This is a genomic window from Streptacidiphilus sp. PB12-B1b (assembly GCF_014084125.1).
GTDB lineage: Bacteria > Actinomycetota > Actinomycetes > Streptomycetales > Streptomycetaceae > Streptacidiphilus.
In genome coordinates this window covers 426,242-444,737 of record NZ_CP048405.1, presented here as the reverse complement: position 1 = coordinate 444,737, position 18,496 = coordinate 426,242, and the positions used below count along the sequence as shown (strand labels likewise).

General features: G+C 69.6%; 18 protein-coding genes and 3 pseudogenes. 15 read left to right on the top strand and 6 right to left on the bottom strand.

All coding sequences use genetic code 11. The features are described from left to right. The first annotated feature begins 353 nt into the window (after positions 1-353). Complete coding sequence (locus GXW83_RS02040; protein WP_182441154.1) at positions 354-635, top strand: hypothetical protein; 282 nt, start codon at positions 354-356, stop codon at positions 633-635. A gap of 78 nt (positions 636-713) precedes the next feature. On the opposite strand, the gene GXW83_RS02035 is transcribed toward GXW83_RS02040, so the two are convergent. Further along, on the bottom strand, positions 714-1,205 hold the full coding sequence (locus tag GXW83_RS02035; RefSeq protein WP_182441153.1) for a DUF6069 family protein: 492 nt from the start codon (positions 1,203-1,205) through the stop codon (positions 714-716). A 190-nt stretch (positions 1,206-1,395) separates the two neighbouring features. Between GXW83_RS02035 and GXW83_RS35225 the strand changes: the two are divergent. Further along, positions 1,396-1,527 (top strand): annotated as a pseudogene (locus GXW83_RS35225) (IS5/IS1182 family transposase); the annotation flags it as partial. A gap of 309 nt (positions 1,528-1,836) precedes the next feature. Here GXW83_RS35225 and GXW83_RS35220 read toward each other — a convergent pair. Further along, positions 1,837-2,115 (bottom strand): annotated as a pseudogene (locus tag GXW83_RS35220) (MucR family transcriptional regulator); the annotation flags it as partial. A 2-nt stretch (positions 2,116-2,117) separates the two neighbouring features. Further along, positions 2,118-2,722 (bottom strand): annotated as a pseudogene (locus GXW83_RS02025) (superoxide dismutase). Positions 2,723-3,076: 354 nt separating this feature from the next. On the opposite strand from GXW83_RS02025, the gene GXW83_RS02020 reads away from it, so the two are divergent. The 13 genes from GXW83_RS02020 to GXW83_RS01960 all read left to right on the top strand — a co-directional run bounded on the left by GXW83_RS02020 (position 3,077) and on the right by GXW83_RS01960 (position 15,031). Further along, complete coding sequence (locus tag GXW83_RS02020; protein WP_182441151.1) at positions 3,077-3,907, top strand: hypothetical protein; 831 nt, start codon at positions 3,077-3,079, stop codon at positions 3,905-3,907. Positions 3,908-4,384: 477 nt separating this feature from the next. Beyond that, positions 4,385-5,428, top strand: a complete 1,044-nt coding sequence (locus tag GXW83_RS02015) for a hypothetical protein (protein WP_182441150.1) — start codon at positions 4,385-4,387, stop codon at positions 5,426-5,428. Then, complete coding sequence (locus GXW83_RS02010) at positions 5,425-6,165, top strand: DUF5134 domain-containing protein (RefSeq protein ID WP_182441149.1); 741 nt, start codon at positions 5,425-5,427, stop codon at positions 6,163-6,165. The genes GXW83_RS02015 and GXW83_RS02010 overlap by 4 nt, the downstream gene beginning before the upstream one ends. 255 nt (positions 6,166-6,420) lie before the next feature. Next, complete coding sequence (locus GXW83_RS02005) at positions 6,421-6,603, top strand: hypothetical protein (protein ID WP_182441148.1); 183 nt, start codon at positions 6,421-6,423, stop codon at positions 6,601-6,603. Continuing rightward, positions 6,600-8,927, top strand: coding sequence for a cation-translocating P-type ATPase (locus tag GXW83_RS02000; RefSeq protein ID WP_182441147.1), 2,328 nt, complete (start codon positions 6,600-6,602; stop codon positions 8,925-8,927). Before GXW83_RS02005 ends, GXW83_RS02000 begins: the two co-directional genes overlap by 4 nt. Before the next feature lie 186 nt (positions 8,928-9,113). Next, positions 9,114-10,043 (top strand): DUF929 family protein, encoded by a 930-nt coding sequence (locus tag GXW83_RS01995; RefSeq protein ID WP_182441146.1) that lies wholly within the window; start codon positions 9,114-9,116, stop codon positions 10,041-10,043. Continuing rightward, positions 10,040-10,558, top strand: a complete 519-nt coding sequence (locus GXW83_RS01990) for a vitamin K epoxide reductase family protein (RefSeq protein WP_182441145.1) — start codon at positions 10,040-10,042, stop codon at positions 10,556-10,558. Before GXW83_RS01995 ends, GXW83_RS01990 begins: the two co-directional genes overlap by 4 nt. An 82-nt stretch (positions 10,559-10,640) precedes the next feature. Continuing rightward, on the top strand, positions 10,641-11,303 hold the full coding sequence (locus GXW83_RS01985; protein WP_182441144.1) for a sigma-70 family RNA polymerase sigma factor: 663 nt from the start codon (positions 10,641-10,643) through the stop codon (positions 11,301-11,303). A 236-nt stretch (positions 11,304-11,539) separates the two neighbouring features. After that, entirely contained in the window at positions 11,540-11,758 is a 219-nt protein-coding gene (locus tag GXW83_RS01980; protein WP_182441143.1) for a hypothetical protein, read from the top strand. Between the two features lie 187 nt (positions 11,759-11,945). After that, a complete protein-coding gene (locus GXW83_RS01975) occupies positions 11,946-12,776 on the top strand; it encodes an IS5 family transposase (RefSeq protein WP_182441142.1) in 831 nt (276 codons plus the stop codon). Then, on the top strand, positions 12,773-13,261 hold the full coding sequence (locus tag GXW83_RS01970; protein WP_225446692.1) for a hypothetical protein: 489 nt from the start codon (positions 12,773-12,775) through the stop codon (positions 13,259-13,261). Before GXW83_RS01975 ends, GXW83_RS01970 begins: the two co-directional genes overlap by 4 nt. Before the next feature lie 242 nt (positions 13,262-13,503). After that, on the top strand, positions 13,504-14,343 hold the full coding sequence (locus tag GXW83_RS01965; RefSeq protein WP_182441141.1) for an IS5 family transposase: 840 nt from the start codon (positions 13,504-13,506) through the stop codon (positions 14,341-14,343). Positions 14,344-14,518: 175 nt separating this feature from the next. Continuing rightward, positions 14,519-15,031 carry an RICIN domain-containing protein gene (locus GXW83_RS01960; protein WP_182441140.1) on the top strand — a complete coding sequence of 171 codons (513 nt, stop codon included), beginning with the start codon at positions 14,519-14,521 and terminating at the stop codon, positions 15,029-15,031. A gap of 98 nt (positions 15,032-15,129) precedes the next feature. Here GXW83_RS01960 and GXW83_RS01955 read toward each other — a convergent pair whose 3' ends face one another. From GXW83_RS01955 to GXW83_RS01945, 3 genes are all read right to left on the bottom strand, one after another. Next, the gene (locus GXW83_RS01955) at positions 15,130-15,858 is read right to left on the bottom strand and encodes a VIT family protein (RefSeq protein WP_182441139.1); all 729 of its coding nucleotides are present in this window, start codon (positions 15,856-15,858) and stop codon (positions 15,130-15,132) included. A gap of 413 nt (positions 15,859-16,271) precedes the next feature. Beyond that, positions 16,272-16,724, bottom strand: coding sequence for an FMN-binding protein (locus tag GXW83_RS01950; RefSeq protein WP_182441138.1), 453 nt, complete (start codon positions 16,722-16,724; stop codon positions 16,272-16,274). A 14-nt stretch (positions 16,725-16,738) separates the two neighbouring features. Then, positions 16,739-18,145, bottom strand: coding sequence for a ferric reductase-like transmembrane domain-containing protein (locus tag GXW83_RS01945; protein WP_225446691.1), 1,407 nt, complete (start codon positions 18,143-18,145; stop codon positions 16,739-16,741). Between the last annotated feature and the right edge of the window lie 351 nt (positions 18,146-18,496).

Below are 18,496 nucleotides of genomic sequence, written 5' to 3'. Positions count from 1 at the left end.
AGTGCACGGGTGACCCAAGTACGGCGGGCCGCTTCGTCGAACTTCACCGGAGCGATGACCGCGGTCGACATCTGAGACACGCCGCTGGTCGGGGGTTCGCCGAACGCTGACAGGTCGACGAACGTATCGAGATGCGGGTCTGCCGCATCTGTCTCCCTGGAGGTGGACTCCAGCTCGACACTGGTCGTAACCACGGCCCGCATGGCGTTCGGACAGCTTAGCGTCACCTGCACCGCCAGCGCGGGCCGGCCCTCAGAGCCTTCCACCATGGTGATGTACTGGGCGGACCTGCTCGACTGGTAGGACCCGGGCGCACCCGCCACGGCGACACCTGGCTCAAGACCGCCCTGTTCATGGCCGGCGCCAGCGTGGCCCGCAGCAAGCACACCTACCTGGGTGCGCAGTTCCGGCGGCTGGTCCCGCACCGGGGCGCGAAACGCGCGACGGTCGCCGTCGGGCACTCCATCCTGGTCGCCGCCTGGCACATCCTGCACGACCTCGTCCCCTACCGAGATCTCGGCCCCGACCACTTCACCAACCGGCTCGGCAGGGAACGCCAGACCCGACGCCTGCTCGCCCAACTCGCAACCCTCGGCCTGGACGTCACCGTCACCCAACGCGAAGAGGCCACTTGACCTGCACCGACGCGCATTGGCTCAGGTAATTTTCAAGAGAGTTCGTACGGGCGGGAGCACTCAATCAGGCGGAAGATGTCAGCGGTCGCTGGTTACCGCGGCCCGCTGCGGTGTGTGCTGCGGCAGGATCACGCGGGCCGGGGCGAGGCGCACCAGCGCTTCGTAGGTCACCACGCCGATCGCGATGTGCATCACCATCAGGACGGCTACCGCCTGCCCGGACTGACCCTGTTCCCAGATGTAGACGTCCGGCAGCAGCAGGACCAGGGTGACCAGGACAGCCATGCGCAGGAACAGCCAGCGCGGATCCGAGCTGATCCTGGTGGTGGCAGGCCAGGCGATGCAGGCGATAACCACGCCGATCACGGTCAGCTTGCTGTAGTCGGCGAACTGGAAGTGTACGTACCCTTTGGTCGCGGGGAACACGGCCTCGCTCACCACGACCAGCAGCGCGTCGACGGCCAGCGAGCCGACGATCGCCAACAGGCTCGCCAGCACGAAGCGCATAGTGCTGGGCTGACGGTGGGCCGGTGCGCAGTCCAGACGCAGACGCGCGGCAAGAGTGTTCATGGGGAGTGTCCTTCCTTGAGTGCTGGGGAGGAATCCCACGACGGCTGATGCTCGGGATTGCGGAGCATTCTGCCGCACCAGGGCTTAAGAGGGCGGTATGTGACCTGATGTCGCATCTGTCGTCGCTGGAACGTGTGGGATCGCCGTATCTCCGCTGTTCGGGAGGCTTGGGGGTGCTGGAGTGTCATCCGTGAGCGACCGCCAGTCCTACAAGAGCGACTTATCCGACGAACGCTGGGCTCTGATCGAGCCGGTGATCACCTCGTGGAAGGCCCGGCACCCCTCTGTCAGCGGCCACCAGGGCAACTACGACATGCGGGACGAGTTGGACGGCGGTGTTCTCGATGCTCAGCTCGTGCTCCACGTAGAGCGTCCGCAGGGCCGCCTCCACGGAGCGAAATCCCAGTGCTTCGATGGTCGCGGTCAGGTGCTGTTCGGCGGTGGCCTGCTGGGTGCGGCGGCCGGCGGCGAGTCGTTCGAGGCGTTCGCGTTCCAGTTCCAGGGAGACGCCGTGATCGGTGAAGGCCGCCCGGGAGCGGCGGGAGAGCGCTCCGGTGCGGGCCATGTTCTGGCCTTGGGCGAAGTCGGTGCGCATGCGCTCGGAGGCGGTGTACGCCTGGCGTTGGGCGGTGGAGCGGGCCTGGGTCAGTTCCCGGGCGCTGAGGGCTCGGCTGTGCAGGAGTCCGTACTGCTGGCGGTACTGGTCGGCGGTCATGCCGTGGGCGCGCAGGTGGGAGCCGAGGGAGCGGAATCCGCGTCCGCACAGGTGGCAGATGACCAAGTCGGCCTCCTCGTCGCGTAGAAGCCGCCCAGGCAGTGGCTGCGGACGCCGTAGGACGGGCCGGAGCGGCTCGGCCTCGGTGTGGCCCGGGGACGGTGAGTCGTCCCCGGACCGGTCCTGCTGGCGCATGCTCAGCTGCCGTTGAGGGCCTTGGTGTAGCGGGCGGTGACGTCGTTCCAGTTGACGAGGTCCCAGAGCTTGGTGACGTAGTCGGGGCGGACGTTGCGGTACTGGAGGTAGTAGGCGTGCTCCCAGGCGTCGAAGACTAGGAGCGGGGTGACGCCCTGGCCGACGTTGCCGTGGTGGTCGTAGACCTGGGTGACCACGAGGCGCTTCGCGAGGGGTTCCCAGCCGAGGATGCCCCAGCCGGAGCCCTGGACACCCACGGTGGCGGCGGTGAGCTGCTTCTTGAAGGTCTCGAAGCCGCCGAGGTGCTCGTCGATGGCGGTGGCCAGGGCGCCGTCGGGGCGGTCGCCGCCCTCGGGGAGAGGTTCTGCCAGAACTGGGAGTGCAGGACGTGGCCGGACAGGTTGAAGGCGTAGGTCTTCTCCAGTCCGACCAGGCCGCCGAACTCCTCCTGGTCCTGGGCTTCGGCGATCTTCTCCAGGGTGTCGTTGGCGCCCTTGACGTAGGCGGCGTGGTGCTTGGAGTGGTGCAGTTCCAGGATCTCCGGGGTGATCGCCGGAGCGAGCGCGGAGTAGTCGTAGGGCAGGTCGGGGAGGTTGTACAGGGCCATGGATTGGCAGCCTCTCGTCGCGTGCGGTGTCTGATCGATCTTCCGACAACACTATTGCGAAGAGGTTGCAATAACTTCAAGTATGCACGAGCATGTTTTGCGGGGTGGGGCGGCTGGTCAGCCTCACCGCTGAAGCCCGGCCCGGTACCGGTTCGGGAGTCCGTGCGAGTCCGCTGATCGTCTTCCCACCCGGCGCCTGCCGGGCCAGATGGCCGACCCACCCCACTTCACCTCGCTTACTGCCTCATGCTCCTTACGGCGAAGGACGACGTTTCGCGGGTCCGAGGGAGTCGGGGCTTTAGAGTGGCTACCCCGGTTACGGTGCCTGCTCGGTGGGTGGGAGCATGGTGAGCTGTGCCGCTTGGATCGGATCTGCGCCTGCTGCGTGCCGTGGCTTTCGCCGTGGTGTGCCTGGTGCTGTCCGCCGTCGGTCACGCGATGATGTCGGGCGCGGGTATCCCGGCTTGGGCGCTGGTGGTCGGCTTCGCTGGTGTGTTCGCGGTGGCGATGGGCCTGACCGGGCGCGAGTGCTCCTATCTCGGCATCGCGGGCGCTGTCCTGGCCAGTGAGCTGGCCCTGCACTTCTTCTTCTCCGCGGCCCAGGGCACCGTTCAGACTGCCCCGTCGGCTGCGAGTGCGGCTGCACTGTGGGTTGCCGCGCTGCTGTGCGTGCCGGGTCAGCACGGTGTGGCGCTGCCATCTGGGATGAACGCGGAAGCGTTCCTGCGCTCGGTCGGTCTGGACCCGGCGCTGACCGCGCGCGCGCCTGCGGGCTCGGCTTCGATGTCCATGGCGATGTCGATGGGCTCGCACTCGATGGCCGGGATGGCCGGGATGAGCGCGTCCATGCCGGTGGGAACAGCCACCGGTGCGGGCATGGGCGGTATGGGCCACGATCTGTGGTCCATGGTGGCCGCGCACGTGATCGCCGGGCTGCTCAGTGCCTGGTGGATGCGGCGCGGCGAGGCGGCGGCGTTCTCGCTGCTGCGCACGATGGGCGCGGTGGCGGTCGGCTACCTGCTGCGGCTGACGCTGCTGGTGCTGGGTTTCGTGCGTGGCCCGTGGGCGCCGCCCGCCCCTTGGCGGCGGTTGGACGGCACCTGGCTGCTGCCGCAGGCCGGCCGGTGCTCACTGCTGCACGTGGTCATCCGGCGGGGTCCTCCGCTGTGTCCTGTCGTTGGTTGAACACCCTGTCACGTCATCACCTGCGCTGATCTGAAAGTGCCATGAGGACGGTCTCCTGAGCGTGTCCGGACCCGGTCCGGTCGCGACTGCGGCCGTCACGGGCGCGGATGCGCGTGGGGATGTGACGGGTGGCGATGGTGTGTGCCCATCGAGCCGGTCCGTGCCCGTGTCCTTGCGGGCGAGTCGGACGGCTGGTGGGCCCCGCGATCCAGACACGCCCTGCGGTCGGGCCCCGCGCCTGGCCGAGGGTGCCGGTGGCACGCCCGCCGACCCAGCTGGGACCGGGTGCTCCCCGGACGGCCGGGCGTGTCCGCGACCCCTTTGAGCCGGACCCCGTTGCGGCGGCCCGGCCCCATGACCGCGTAAGGACTCCTGCCGTGCATGACTTCCGCGCGCCCACCGGGCGCGAACCCTCCCACCACCCTGATATCCGCCGTCCCATCCGGGCGGTCTCCTCGACCAGCCCCGGGAGTGGAGATGAGTGAGGCCACCGCGGGCCGAGCCGCCGCCGTGTGGCTGCGCCGTACACCGGCCGAGCGCGTGAGCGAGCACCAGCCGGCCGACGTGCGCCGGTTGCTGCAGCTGGCTCTGGCGGCGATCTGGCTGCTGGACGGGGTATTGCAGTTCCAGCCGTTCATGTTCACCAAGGCGTTCGCCACCCAGATCATCGTGCCCACCGCTGCGGGCAACCCTGCTGTGGTGGCGCACTCGATCACCTGGGCGGCCGGGATCATCGCCCACCACCCGGTGGGCACCAACGCCGCGTTCGCCCTGATCCAGACGCTGCTGGGGCTGGCCATCGCCTGGCGGCCCACGGTCCGCGCGGCACTGGCCGCGTCAGTGGTGTGGGCGCTGCTGGTGTGGTGGTTCGGCGAGGGCCTGGGCGGCGTGCTCACCGGCTCCGCCAGTCCCCTGTCCGGAGCACCCGGTGGGGTGGTCCTCTATGCGCTGCTGGCGGTCCTGCTGTGGCCGACCGACCGCGGCGGCCCCTTCGAGGCCGCCCGCGCCGTGGGCGTCAACGCCGCGCGGATGCTGTGGCTGGTGCTGTGGGGCAGCCTGGCGTACTTCACCCTTGCGGCCGACACCGGCCCGCAGGACCTGCACGACATGATCGCCGGGATGGCACAGGGCCAGCCCGACTGGCTGAGCGCGATCATGAACCACTCCGCCGCCCTGGTAGCCCACCGGGGCTTGGCCTTCTCGGTCGCGCTCGGCGTGGTGCTGGCGCTGATCGCAGCGGCGGTGCTCCTGCCCAGGGCGGTCGCCCGGGTGCTGATGGTGGTGGCGTTGGTGGTCTCCGCCGTCGTCTGGTTGGTCGGCGAGGCGCTGGGCGGCGTGTTCGGCGGCCAGGGCACGGACCCCAACTCCGGTCCGCTGCTGGCCCTGTTGGCCCTCGCCTACTGGCCCACCGGTACCGGCCTCACCCGCACCGCAACCCCGTCGGAGGCGGCGGTGCGGGAATCCCTGCCCGGTCCCGAGGGCACGACAGCCGACGCGGACACCGAGAGGACGACCTCGTGAACAGCCCTTCCTGGCTCAGCGACAGCCTGGCCGCGATCATGCTGGCGACCGCCGCGTACTGCGCCGGCCGCTTGGTCGTCTCGCGGCTGTGGCACCGCCGTGTCGAGCACGACGTCGACGCCGTCCACCTGGTGATGGGGGTGGCGATGGCGGGCATGCTGGTGCCGCGCCTGAACCCCCTGGGCGACACCGTCTGGGAGACGGTGTTCGCGCTGACGAGCCTGTGGTTCGCCATCCGGGTGATCCTTGCAAGGCGTGCTGCCCAGGTGGACCGCCGAGCAATCGGGCACCACCTGGCGCACCTGGTCCTGTCCGGCGCGATGCTCTACATGTACCTGGCCCAGTCCTCCGCCACGGGCGGCTCGGCGTCCAGCGGGGGTATGGGTGGCGGCATGGGCGGTTCCATAGCCGGCGGAGCGCGTTATCCGACCCTGGCGCTGGTCCTGGCGCTTGTGCTGTTCGGCTACGCGGTCTCGGTCCTTGACCGCACCACCCCGCTGCCGACCCAGGCCCAGCGGAACACCGAGCCTGGACACCGGTCCGGGGTGACCGGTGACGGGCGCGCGGAGCGCGTCGCCGACGTCCCGGAGACGGCTGGGCCGCAGACCGCTGTCGGAGAGAACTGCGGTTCGCCCGTCCACCGCACTGTGCGTGGCCTGCTGGCTCCGCGTAGCGCCAACTGCTGCGACATCGTCATGAGCGTCACCATGGCCTACCTGCTGATCCTCATGCTGTAGGCCGCAGTTGGCGGGTCGGGCGGCGTTACCACCGCCCGACCCGCCGACCCCCTGCCCGCCTCACCCGGTCCCTCTCACGCGGACCCCTGTGCTGTCGCGCTGTCGGCGACCCGCTCCACGCCAGCGCCGTTGCACCCCTGCCTTCCTGACCTGGAGTTGTTCCGAATGCCTCTCGCTCTTCGACCCGCGCGCCCCGAGCGCACGGCCACTTCCCCGTCGACCCCTGCCGGGCGCACCGCGCCTTGGCGGGCACTGATGGGCTTCACCGTGCTGCTCTGCGCACTGTTCGCCCTCTCGTTCGCGGTCGGCCACCTGGTCGGACCGGTGTCCGTCGGCCCGGGACACCAGGGCGGCGGCTCCATGCCGGGCATGCCCGGCATGGACATGAACGGCCTCGGAGCCCCGCTCCCCGCAGGTGCCACAGGGATTGTGCAATGACCGTCTCTCCCCTCGGTACTCCGGCCCACGGCGGCGCGGACGCCGAGCTTGTGACCACGGACCTGATCGTGGGCGGGATGACCTGCGCCGCCTGCGTGGCGCGGGTGGAGAAGCGGCTGGGCCGCCTGGAGGGGGTGACCGCCGGGGTGAACCTGGCGACCGGCCGGGCCCGCGTGCTCCATCCGGCCGCTCTGCCGGTGACCGACCTGGTGGCGGCGGTCGAACGTGCCGGGTACACCGCCGCCACCGCCACGGCCGGCACACCACCCCCCAGAGCGAACGCAGCCGACGACGACACCGACCAACTGCGCCGCCTGCTGGGGGTGGCGGTGCTGGCAGTGCCGGTGATCGTGCTGTCGATGCTGTCGGGCCTGCAGTTCCGCGACTGGCAGTGGCTGTGCTTCGCCCTGGCGGTGCCGGTCGTCTCCTGGGGCGCGCTGCCGTTCCACCGCCGCGCGTGGGCTGGTCTGCGGCACGGTGCCGCGACCATGGACACCCTGGTCAGCCTGGGCGTCGCCGCCTCCTTCGGCTGGTCGGCGTACGCCCTGTTCCTCGGCGGAGCCGGTGTCCCCGGGATGCGGATGGGCTTCTCGCTGACCGCCGACGCGTCCGGAGGCGCGCACCTGTACCTGGAGGCGGCGGTCGCCGTGCCGCTGTTCGTCCTGTGCGGACGCTACCTGGAAGGGAGGGCACGCACCCGGACCGGCTCGGCGCTGCGGGCCCTGGCCGAGCTGGGCGCCAAGGACGTGTGCGTGCGCGAGGACGGGCGCGAGGTCCGCATCCCAGTGGCCCGGCTGCTGCCCGGACAGGAGTTCGTGGTTCGACCGGGAGAGAAGGTCGCCACCGACGGGGTCGTGGTCGAGGGCAGCTCCGCGCTGGACCTGAGCCTGCTGACCGGTGAGAGCGTCCCGGTCGAGGCCGGGCCCGGCGACCACGTGGCCGGGGCGACCCTCAACGTCGGCGGCGCTCTGATCGTGCGCGCCACCGCGGTCGGCGCCGACACCCAACTCGCTCGCCTCACAGCCCTGGTGACCGACGCCCAGGCGGGCAAGGCGCGGGTCCAGCGGCTGGCCGACGCGGTGGCCGGGGTCTTCGTCCCGGCCGTGCTGGCGATCGCGGTCTGCGTGCTCGGATTCTGGCTGGGCACCGGAGTGCACCCCCAGGACGCGGTCACCGCCGCCGTCGCCGTCCTGGTCGTCGCCTGCCCCTGCGCACTGGGCCTGGCCACCCCCACCGCACTGCTGGCCGCGACCGGACGCGGAGCCCAACTCGGCATCCTGGTCCGCGGGCCCGAAGCCCTCGAACGCCTGCGCCGGGTCGACACCGTCGTCCTGGACAAGACCGGAACCCTGACCACCGGCCGCATGGAGCTGATCACCACCACGACCGCTCCCGGACACGACAGCCGCACCGCGCTGCGACTGGCCGGGGCCGCCGAGCAGCGCTCCGAACATCCCGTCGGCCGCGCGATCACCGCAGCGGCCCGACGAGAGGCCGACACCGACCACCAGCTGCCCCACGCACAGGACTTCCACGCCACCGCTGGAGTCGGCATCACTGCCCGGGTTGAGGGCCACCGTGTCCGCGTCATCCGCCCGGACAGCCACGAGGACCTGCCGGACGAGCTGCGCGCGGCCCTGAATCGGGCCCAACAGGCGGGCCATACCGCAGTGCTGGCCGAAGTCGACGGACAGCCGGCAGCGGTCCTGGCCGTCGGCGACCGTGTCCGGCCCGGCAGCTACCGCGCCGTGCACCGGCTGCATCGCCTGGGCCTGCGCACGGTCCTGCTCACCGGCGACCAGGCGGGCCCGGCGCAGGCGGTGGCCGCCGAGGTGGGGATCACCGAGGTGCACGCCGGGATCTCACCGCAGGGCAAGGCCCAGGTCGTCGCCGACCTCCAGCGGGCCGGACGGGTTGTGGCGGTGGTCGGCGACGGGGTCAACGACGCCGTCGCCCTGGCCGCCGCCGACCTGGGTATCGCCCTGGGCAGCGGCACCGACGCCGCCATCGGCGCGGCGGGGATCACCTTGGTGCGCGGGGACGTCGAGGCGGTTCCCGACGCAGTACGGCTTGCCCGGCGCACCCTGGGCACCATCCGCGCCAACCTGGTCTGGGCGTTCGGCTACAACCTGCTGCTGATCCCGCTGGCCGCACTGGGCTGGCTCAACCCGATGCTCGCCGCAGCCGCCATGTCCGCCAGCTCGGTCTTGGTCGTGGCCAACAGCCTGCGCCTGCGCACCTGGGAGCCGGCCCCTGCCCGCACCCGGGACCAGGTCCGTGGCCGCGACAGCCGCCCGGCCTTGTGGGGCGGCGCCGATGGATGAGCTCGCCTCAAGGGGTGCCCGCTGCGGCAGGTCGCCGCCGCTCAGCTGGTCCCGACCGGCGGCCGACACCGGCACGCGCAGACCAGTCGGCAGTCCTGCCGCGTCCGCCCGCTACCCCCGAGCCGCCCCGATCACCGCACGGTCGTGCCCGTCCCAAGTCCGAAGCAGATCAAGGAGCACCCATCCATGTCCGGGAAACCCAGCATCGACAGTAAGCGGCAGGCGCGTGAGCGCATAGCCGCGCAGCGGGCCGCCGCCCAGCACCGCCGCGCCATGATCCAGATCGCCAGCGCCGCCACCGCCGTCGTCCTGGTGGCCGTCGCGGTCCTGATCGGCGTGCGCCTCACTCGCCACACCAGCACCACTGCCGCCGGAAAGTCCTCCAGCACGGTGCAGGCCATGTCCGGAACAGCCCCCGCCTCGCTGGTGGCCCAGGTCACCGGCGTGAGCACGGCGACCCTGGACAAGGTCGGGGCGGGCCAGGTCGGCCAGATTCCGCTCGCCATCAAGGGCGCACCCGCCCTGACCAGTGGCGGCAAGCCCGAGGTCGTCTACATCGGCGCGGAGTACTGCCCGTACTGCGCGGCCGAACGCTGGCCGATGATCATCGCGCTGTCCCGATTCGGGACGTTCACCAACCTGGGACTGACCCACTCCGCCTCCGGGGACGTCTACCCCAACACCCCGACGTTCTCCTTCCACGGCGCCGCCTACACCAGCGCCTACCTGTCGTTCAGCGGGGTGGAGACCAACACCAACCAGCCCACCGCCAACGGCTACACCACCCTGGACACCCCCACCGCCGCCCAGCAGCAGCTGCTGACCACCTACGACGCCGCGCCCTACGTCTCCGCCTCCAGCGCGGGTTCCATCCCCTTCGCCGACCTGGGCGGCCAGTTCCTGATCTCCGGCGCCTCCTACTCCCCGCAACTGCTCGCGGGCAAGACCCAGCAGCAGGTCGCCGCCGTCCTGAACGACCCCGCCAGCCCGATCACGCAGGCCGTCGACGGCACGGCCAACGCCCTGACCACCGCGCTGTGCAAGCTCACCGGCGACAAGCCCGCCACCGTCTGCACCTCGGCCGCCGCCACCGCCGACCAGGGGAAGCTGGGATGAGCGGCAACCGGGCCACCCGCAGACCCGCAGTCCCGCAGCACCCGACACCGGCCGCGCACTCGACCGTGCCCCGGCCCCTGCCCCTGCTCGGCCTCGTCCTGGCCCTGGCGGGCCTGGCCATCGCCGCCTACCTCACCGTCGAGCACTACACCAGCCCCGCCCTGCTGGCCTGCCCCGAGAACGCGGTCATCAACTGCCGCAAGGTCACCACCAGCCCCCAGTCCGTCATCCTCGGAATCCCCGTGGTCTGGCTCGGCGTCGCGTACTTCACCGCGATGACCGCAGCCAATACCCCCGCCGCCTGGCGCAGCGGCCACCGCTTGCTGCGCGCGGGCCGGTTGGTGCTGGCCGTCACCGGGATCGGCGTCGCGCTCTACCTTGTCTACGCCGAACTCTTCGAGATCAACGCCATCTGCCTGTGGTGCACCGGAGTCCACGTGATCTCCGCCCTGATGTTCGTCCTCATCGCCTTCGGCACCGCACTCACCTCCAAGCCCACCAGCGCCGGCAGTTGACCACCCGGGTGGTGCGGCGTCCGGCCGACTCGACACCGGACATCGCACCACCGCACTGCCCGAATCGCGGTAAAGGCGGGCCGTGAACCAGTACGAGAGGCAGTCCGTGGACGACGAAGAACTCACCGCCCTCGCCCTGGCCGCCGGTCACGGCCACCCTCCGAGCATCGACGCCTTCGCCCGCGCCACCCGTCAGGACGTGTGGCGCTACCTCGCCCACCTCACCGACGCCCAGACCGCCGACGATCTCACCCAGGAGACCTTCCTGCGAGCCCTGGGCAGCCTGCCCGGCTTCGACGCCCGCTCCACCGCCCGCACCTGGCTCCTGTCCATCGCCCGGCGCACCGTAGTCGACCGCTACCGCCACGCCGTCGCACGACCCCGGATCGCGGAACTGCGCGACTGGCGTGAAGCGGCCGAGGCGCAACGGCGCGATTCACTGCCCGGCTTCGACGAGGGCATCGCCCTGGTCGACCTGCTGACCCGCCTACCCAGGACGCACCGCGAAGCCTTCGTCCTGACCCAGGTCATCGGCCTGCCCTACGCACAGGCGGCCCACGTGCTCCAGTGCCCGGTCGGCACCATCCGCTCCCGCGTCGCCCGCGCCCGCAGCCACCTGATCCGCCTCCTGCGTCAGGCAGAGGACGATACGGGGAAGCCGCGTCCGACGGCACAGTACGCAGACTTCCGTCGCCCAGGCCGTCTGCCCCTTCGGCCACTCGCGCCGGACCCGCTGACCGCATGAGGACATCGCCTCAGCAAAGGAGCCGGACCGCCTCTCGCAGCGGGCCAAGTCGTGTCTCTGGCATACCGGCCGACGCTGACCCCCCTTGTATTAGTCGGTACTGAATGCCTTCCAGTTCCCATCACCGACCTCCTATTTTAAGTGAATTGGGAGGGTTTGTCGGAGCTGCCGTGATGGGAATCGATGAGGTGTCAGACAGCCCGGACACAGCCCACGACACCCAAGGCGGTAGGACCATGAGCAACCTGAGCACCACCCCACTGGCGACGTTCTGCGGCAACTGCAACTGCGGCTGCCCCGAACTGTTCATCGACCCGGCAGCACCCGCCGACAAGCGCATCCGCATCACCGACGACTTCGGCCAGCACATCCAGATGAGCGCCGACCAGTTCCAGGACCTACTCGCCCAGGCGAAAGCAGGCATCCTCGACCTGCACGCAGTACCAGCAACCTGAAAAGACGTACATCGAACGGTCCGCAGATCGTATGCACTGGGTCACCAGACCCATGCCGATGTGTGGCTGCGTAGGTGAGTTGCGAGAGGGCTGTACGTGACCTTCTGTCCGCTTTCTGATCCCTCGATCGTGTGGGCTTGCCCGTAAGGCCGCTGTACAGCGCGTCGGGTGGTGGTGGGCTGACAGGGTGAGTGAGCGAAGGGGTTACCCGAGCGATTTGACGGACGAGCGGTGGGCGCTGATCGAACCGATGATCACGGCGTGGAAGGCGGCGCACCCCTCGGTGAGCGGCCATCAGGGCCGTTATCCGATGCGCGAGATCGTCAACGGCATCCTCTATCAGGGGCGGAGCGGCTGCCCGTGGTCCTACTTGCCCGGTGACCTGCCGCCGCCCGGCGCGGTCAAGTACTATTTCTACGCCTGGCGCAACGACGGCACCACCGAGGCGATCCACGAACTCCTGCGCTGCCAGGTCCGCGAACGGGCCGGGCGGACCGAGGATCCGAGTCTGGTGGTGCTCGACACCCAGAGTCTGCACGCCGCCGCCGGAGTGCCTGCCGCCACGACCGGACGTGACGCGGCGAAGAAAGTACCGGGCAGGAAGCGCGGACTGGCCGTCGACATCCTCGGACTGGTGATCGCGGTGATCGTGACGGCTGCCTGCGTCCACGACAACGCCATCGGCACCGCCCTGCTGGACAAGGTCGCCACCAGCACCTCCACCGTCCACAAGGCACTGGTGGACCAGGGATTCAAGAAGACCGTCGTCGCGCACGGTGCCGCCATGGGCGTCGAGGTGGACATCGTCGAGCGCAACCCCGACCAGACGGGCTTCGTTCCCCAGCCGATCCGCTGGAGAGTGGAACAGACCAACGGGATCCTGATGCTGCACCGCCGGCTGGTCCGCGAGTACGAACACAGCACCGCCTCCTCCGAGTCCCGCGTGTACTGGGCCATAAGCGATGTGATGGCCCGTCGGCTGACCGGCACTTCCACGCCGGCCTGGCGCGGCGCGTGAGCGGCGACGAACACCAGACCCTCGGCGCCCTGCTGGTGCGCCTGGAGGCCCAGGAGAAGCAAATCGCCGCGCAGGCGGAAGCCGCCCACGAGCAGATCACGCAGCTCACCGCGCTATTGGACGGGCTCGCCCAGGCCGCCGACCACATCGCGATCACCCGCAAAACACTCCTCAACCTGCCCGACGAAGTGCCGCCGGCGACGACGCCGACCGTGGTCGTCCCCGAGGGTCCCGCCTACCAGCAGATCCTGGCCGTATTCGCCGACACCGACGCTCCCCTGCGGGCCCGGAACGTCTGCGAGGCGATGGACCTGCCCCTCACACCGAACAACATCAACAACATCCGCACCAAGCTCAAGCGCCTGACCAGGCACGGAATCCTGACTGAGATCGCACCCGGGCAGTTCACCACCGCACAGCCCCTGCCGACCGGCGAGCCCACCGCCGCCCCACTCACTCCCGACAAGAGGATGAACCAGACATAGGCTCACTTACCGCCCTCTAAGTGGGCGTTTAGAGAGCTTTATTCCGGCAAGTGGCTTTTCTTCCTGTCGCATTTACTCGGTTCTGTCGAAAATGAGCACTCTGCAACCGCCCTGCCTGCCGGCACAGGCGCCCGTCTCGTCCGCTTCTATTCATGGAAGTCCGTCTGGTTTGAAGAAGTCATAGAACCGCCCAGTCGAGGGCGGAACGACAAGTTCCGTCATGCGCATGGCAATACCGTGCCGTGAGCCAGCGCAAGCCGTACCCCAGCGACCTCTCCGACGCCCGATGGGCCCTGATCGAGCCGAAACTGACGGCTTGGAGGAAAGCCCGGCTCGATCGCCGGCCCACCGGCCAGCCAGCGAAAGTAGACCTCCGCGACGTCTTCAACGCAATCCTCTACGTCAATCGCACCGGAATCCCCTGGAAGTACGTTCCGCACGACTTCCCCAACCACGGCACCGTCTATGCCTACTACGCCGCCTGGCGCGACGAAGGCATCTTCGCCGAACTCAACTACGACCTCACCGGACTCGCCCGCGTGAAAGAGGGACGCAGCCCCGAGCCGACCGCGTCCGTCATCGACACCCAGAGCGTCAAGACCTCCACTAACGTGCCCCTGAGCAGCCAGGGAACCGACGCCGCCAAGAAGATCGTCGGCCGGAAGAGAGGCATACTGACCGACACCGTCGGACTCATCCTCGCCGTCGCCGTCACCGCCGCGAGCCTGTCCGAGAACGCCCTCGGAATCCGCCTCCTCAACCAGGCCAAGAAAACATACCCAAGCATCTCCAAGAGCTGGGTAGACACCGGCTTCAAAAACGCCATGGTCGAGCACGGCGCCACCCTCGGCATCGACGTCGAAGTCGTCCACCGCAAGTCCGACATCCCCGGATTTCACGTGGTGAAAAGGCGGTGGGTAGTCGAACGAAGCCTGGGTTGGATCATGCTGCGCCGGCGCCTCGCCCGCGACTACGAGACCCTCCCCGCCAGCTCCGAGGCCATGATCCACATCGCCTCGATCGACAACCTCGCCAAGCGCATAACGGACGAGACCACATCAACCTGGCGAGGCACGTACTAGGGCATCAAGGACAAACTACTCACACGAGATGCCCTCTAAGAACTGGTTCAGCCCGACCGAGAACCTTGTCATGCATGCGGCAGCCAAAGCACTATGGAGAGCGCCGTCGCCGGTCACGGGGATGGAATTACGGGTGACCCGCGGACCTACTGCGGGCGAAGTAGGGGGACACATCGTGACGCCCAGGGCATTCGTGGTGGCAGCATCAGTCTTCGCGGTCGTCGGCGTGGTCACAGGGGCTCAGAGGGCCGCCGGCCCGTCCGCTCCCATCGCCACCATCTACTCGGCGGCGCAGAACAGCTGCCTGAACACCAGCACCACTGACCCCGCCCACTACTTCCTCGACACGTACGGCCACCCTTGCGACGGGTCGACGGCCCAGCACTTCGCCTTCCAAGGGGTATCCGGCGCCACCGCGACCTACCAGATCGTCAGCCAGGCGAATGGCCTGTGCCTCGCGAAGTATCGCCTCGGGGTTCGACAGGAAGCATGCAGCAGTTCCACCGCTTGGACGCTTCAGCAAGTCGACACGAACGCCGACCAGTACCAGTTCGTCGCCGCCGGCACGTCCAACGCCGACTGCATCCAGGTGTACCCGACGCCGAGCGGATACCCGGGCCCCCTGTTCGACCTTGCAGCCTGCGCCTCCATCCCGGCCCAGATCCTGACACTCAGCACCACACCGTAGTGTCGCGTGCTGCCCCACCGAAGCAACGCGTGGGCACTCCTGACCAGACAGCGGATGCAGAGCCTTGGGGCGGACTCACCGGCAGAGGGCGGCTGCCATCAGTGGCCGGTGGCTCCCAGCAGGATTCCGGCGAGATAGGTGACGCCCATCGCCAGGGCACCGCCGACGACATTGCGGAGCACGGCAGGCCGCACTGGGGCGTGTCCCAGCTGTGCGCTGACCTTGCCGCACAGGACCAGTGCCGCGAGTACGGCGGCAACGGTGATGTAGAGGCGGACCGAGGCCGCAGGCAGCACCATCCCCAAGAGCGGGAGCAGGGCGCCGACAGTGAAGGACAGAAAGCTCGCACCTGCCGCGTGCCACGGGTTGGCCAGTTGATCGGGGTCGATGCCCAGCTCGGTCTCGGCGTGCGCGCCCAAGGCGTCGTGGGCGGTGAGCTGGATCGCGACCTGGCGGGCGAGGACGGGGTCAAGGCCCTTGTCCTGGTATATGCCGGTCAGTTCGAGTAGTTCGGCTTCCGGCGTCGCGTCCAGCTCGCGCCTCTCCAATGCCAGAGCTGCTTGCTCGGAGTCGCGTTGGGTGCTGACCGAGACGAATTCCCCGGCTCCCATCGACAGAGAGCCGGCGAGGAGTCCGGCGAGTCCGGCGGTCAGCAGTGCCTGCGCGGAGCTGGTCGCACCTGCTACACCGACGACCAGGCCGGCCGTGGACACCACTCCGTCGTTCGCTCCCAGGACTCCCGCTCGCAGCCAGTTGAGGCGACTGCCTAAAGCATCATCGTGGGGTTCACCGTGGTCGGCGACGGTGGTCCCACCCGCGTTGGTCATGTCTGCCATGTTCCCCGGATCCGACAGCCCAGCCCAGGACTACGGGCTGTGTCGTGGCGCTTTTCAGGACAAACGCAGGGTGATAGTGAGGCCGCCGGTCTGACGGGAGCGGGCGGTGACTTGTCCGCACTGGGCGGTGACGATGGCCAGTGACGGGTGGTGACGCTGAGCAGGCCGCCCTCGTGGTTGTGGTTCACCGCGTTGTCCAGGAGGTTGCCCACCGCGATGGACAGCAGGCCGATGTTGCCGCGCAGCGGGGCAGCCGACAGGCTGCTCTCCAGTCGCAGGTGCCGGACCCGGGAGGCTGCCGCGACCCGGTCCAGGGCTTCGGCCATGATGTCCGTGAGGTCGTCGTCCTCGACCTCGCGGACGCCCTGCTCCGAGCGGGCGAGGGTGGGCAGAGGGCTCGTTGTTCACCGTGCGGCGGCATCGAGTGCGGCCTGGAGGGACTGGGCGTAGCCGGTGGAGGTGTAGGTGGCGCCGGAGACGACGTCGATGTCGGCGCTCTGTGCCTTCAGTGCCTCGGCGGTCAGCAACGGCAGGGCGTAGGAGTCGATCTGGCTGCTGCGTCCGCCGTCGGTCTGCTGGAGCACGACGACGTTGCTGAGTCTGCCGCCCTTGACGACGGCCTCGACCTGCACCGGGCCGTATCGGGTGTCGATGACGCTGCCCTGGAAGCTGCCGTTGGCCGCTGCGCTCTTGCCCGGTGCCGGAGTCTTTGCGCCTGTCGGGCCCTGCGGTACCGGCTGGGTGTTGCCCGCCCCGGCGAGGGCGGATCTGGGGGCGCTGGCCGAGTTGGCCTTCACGCCGATCAGCAGGGCGACGGCGGCGGCGGTGGCGGCCAGGCCCGCGGTGATTCTGCGCATGGGTAGCCAGCCTCCTAGAGTTCGAACGCCTCGATGTGGAGCCGCTGCTTGGGTACTCCGGCGGCGCGCAGGTGGGCGCTGACCGTGCGGGTCATCCCGGCCGGGCCGCAGAGGTAGACGTCGCGGTCGGCCACGTCCGGGACCATCGCGCGCAGTTCGCTGCCGCGCAGCGGGTCCTGGTCCGGGTGTCCGCGTGGGCCGACGCGGGCGAACAGGCCCAGGCCACGTCGGCGGGCGATAGCTTCCAGCTCCCGGTAGAGCACCAGGTCCTCGGCTCGGGAGGCGCGGTAGATCAGCACCAGGTCCGATCCGCGTCCGGGCAGCGACTCGTACAGCGCCCGGAGCGGGGTGATGCCCGCGCCCCCGGCGATCAGCAGCACGCGTCGGGCGGGGGAGCGGCGGCGGGCGGTGAAGGCCCCGTACGGGCCCTCGAACCAGACCCGGGTGCCGGGGGCCAGCCGGGCGAGGGAGGAGCTGGCGTCCCCGAGGTCCTTGACGGTGATCCGCAGGCCGTCCGCGGAGGGCGCGGCGGACAGCGAGTACGGGTGGGACTGCCACCAGTGCCCCCGGGCCAGGAAGCGCCAGCGCAGGAACTGCCCCGCCTCGGCGTCCAGCCGGTCCAGGTTCCGGCCGGTCAGGTGCAGCGAGACGACGCCCGGGCCCTCGCTGACGACCCGGGCGACCCGCACCCGGTACCGCAGTGAACGCCACAGCGGCAGCAGCACCCGGAACAGCAGGACGGCGGCGCCGACCACGAGGTGCGCGGCCGACCACAGCAGCCGGTTGCGCAACGAGGCGGAGAACTCGGTGCCGACCGCGAACTCGTGCGCGAAGGCCAGCCCGATCGCCGCGTACACCAGCAGGTGGACGTGGTACCAGGACTCGTACGACAGCTTCCGGCGCACCGCGCGCGCGGAGACCACGCCGACCAGCAGCAGCAGTGCCAGCGCGATCGTCGACAGCCATACGTCGGTGTAGTCGAACAGCAGGGTGACGCTCTCGGAGACCGGGTTCGTCCCGCCCTGCCAGGCGTAGCCGACGGTGAGCAGCAGCGCGTGGGCGCAGACCAGGATGACGGTGTACTCGCCCAGCGAGCGGTGGTAGCGGGCGATCACGTCCGAGCCGACCCGGTTCTCCAGCCACGGTACCCGTGCCATCAGCGCGACCAGCACCAGCAGCAGGTACGCCGCCAGCAGCCCGGCTATGCTCCCGGCCGCGATGAGGCAGGCGGACGGGCTGTCCAGCGATCCGGCGATGGTGTTCTGCCACCAGATGAACAGCACCGGCAGTACTCCGGCGCAGATCACCAGGAGCAGCGCCAGCGAACGGGGCGATCCCGTCGCCGACAGTGGGGAGGGCGGCGGAGGCGGGGCCGCGCGGTGCCTGGCCCGCTCGTGCGCGGACATGCTCACTGCTGGCATCAGCAGCCTTCCATCATGGTGCGGGGAAGTGGTGGCGCCACCTTCTCCTCTCGCACCTAACACTGAGGTCACAGGGCCGGCGGCCCTCGTCGATGTCGGCAGTGGGTGTTCCTCAGGAGGGCCAGGTCGACCAGAGCCACAGGACATAGGCCGACGCGGCGAAGAAGAGCACCGCCTCGACGTCCACCGTTCGCAGTCTCTTCCACGCTCGTCTCACCAGGTCGGCCAACACGGCGGTTCCGTCCCTTGAGCGCACCGTCGAAGCAGGGCGAAGGTGGACGGCCGGCACCGGGCTGGATCCCGCCTGCCGGTGCTGATCCTCATCACCGCCGCCGACCGTGCTCGCCGCAG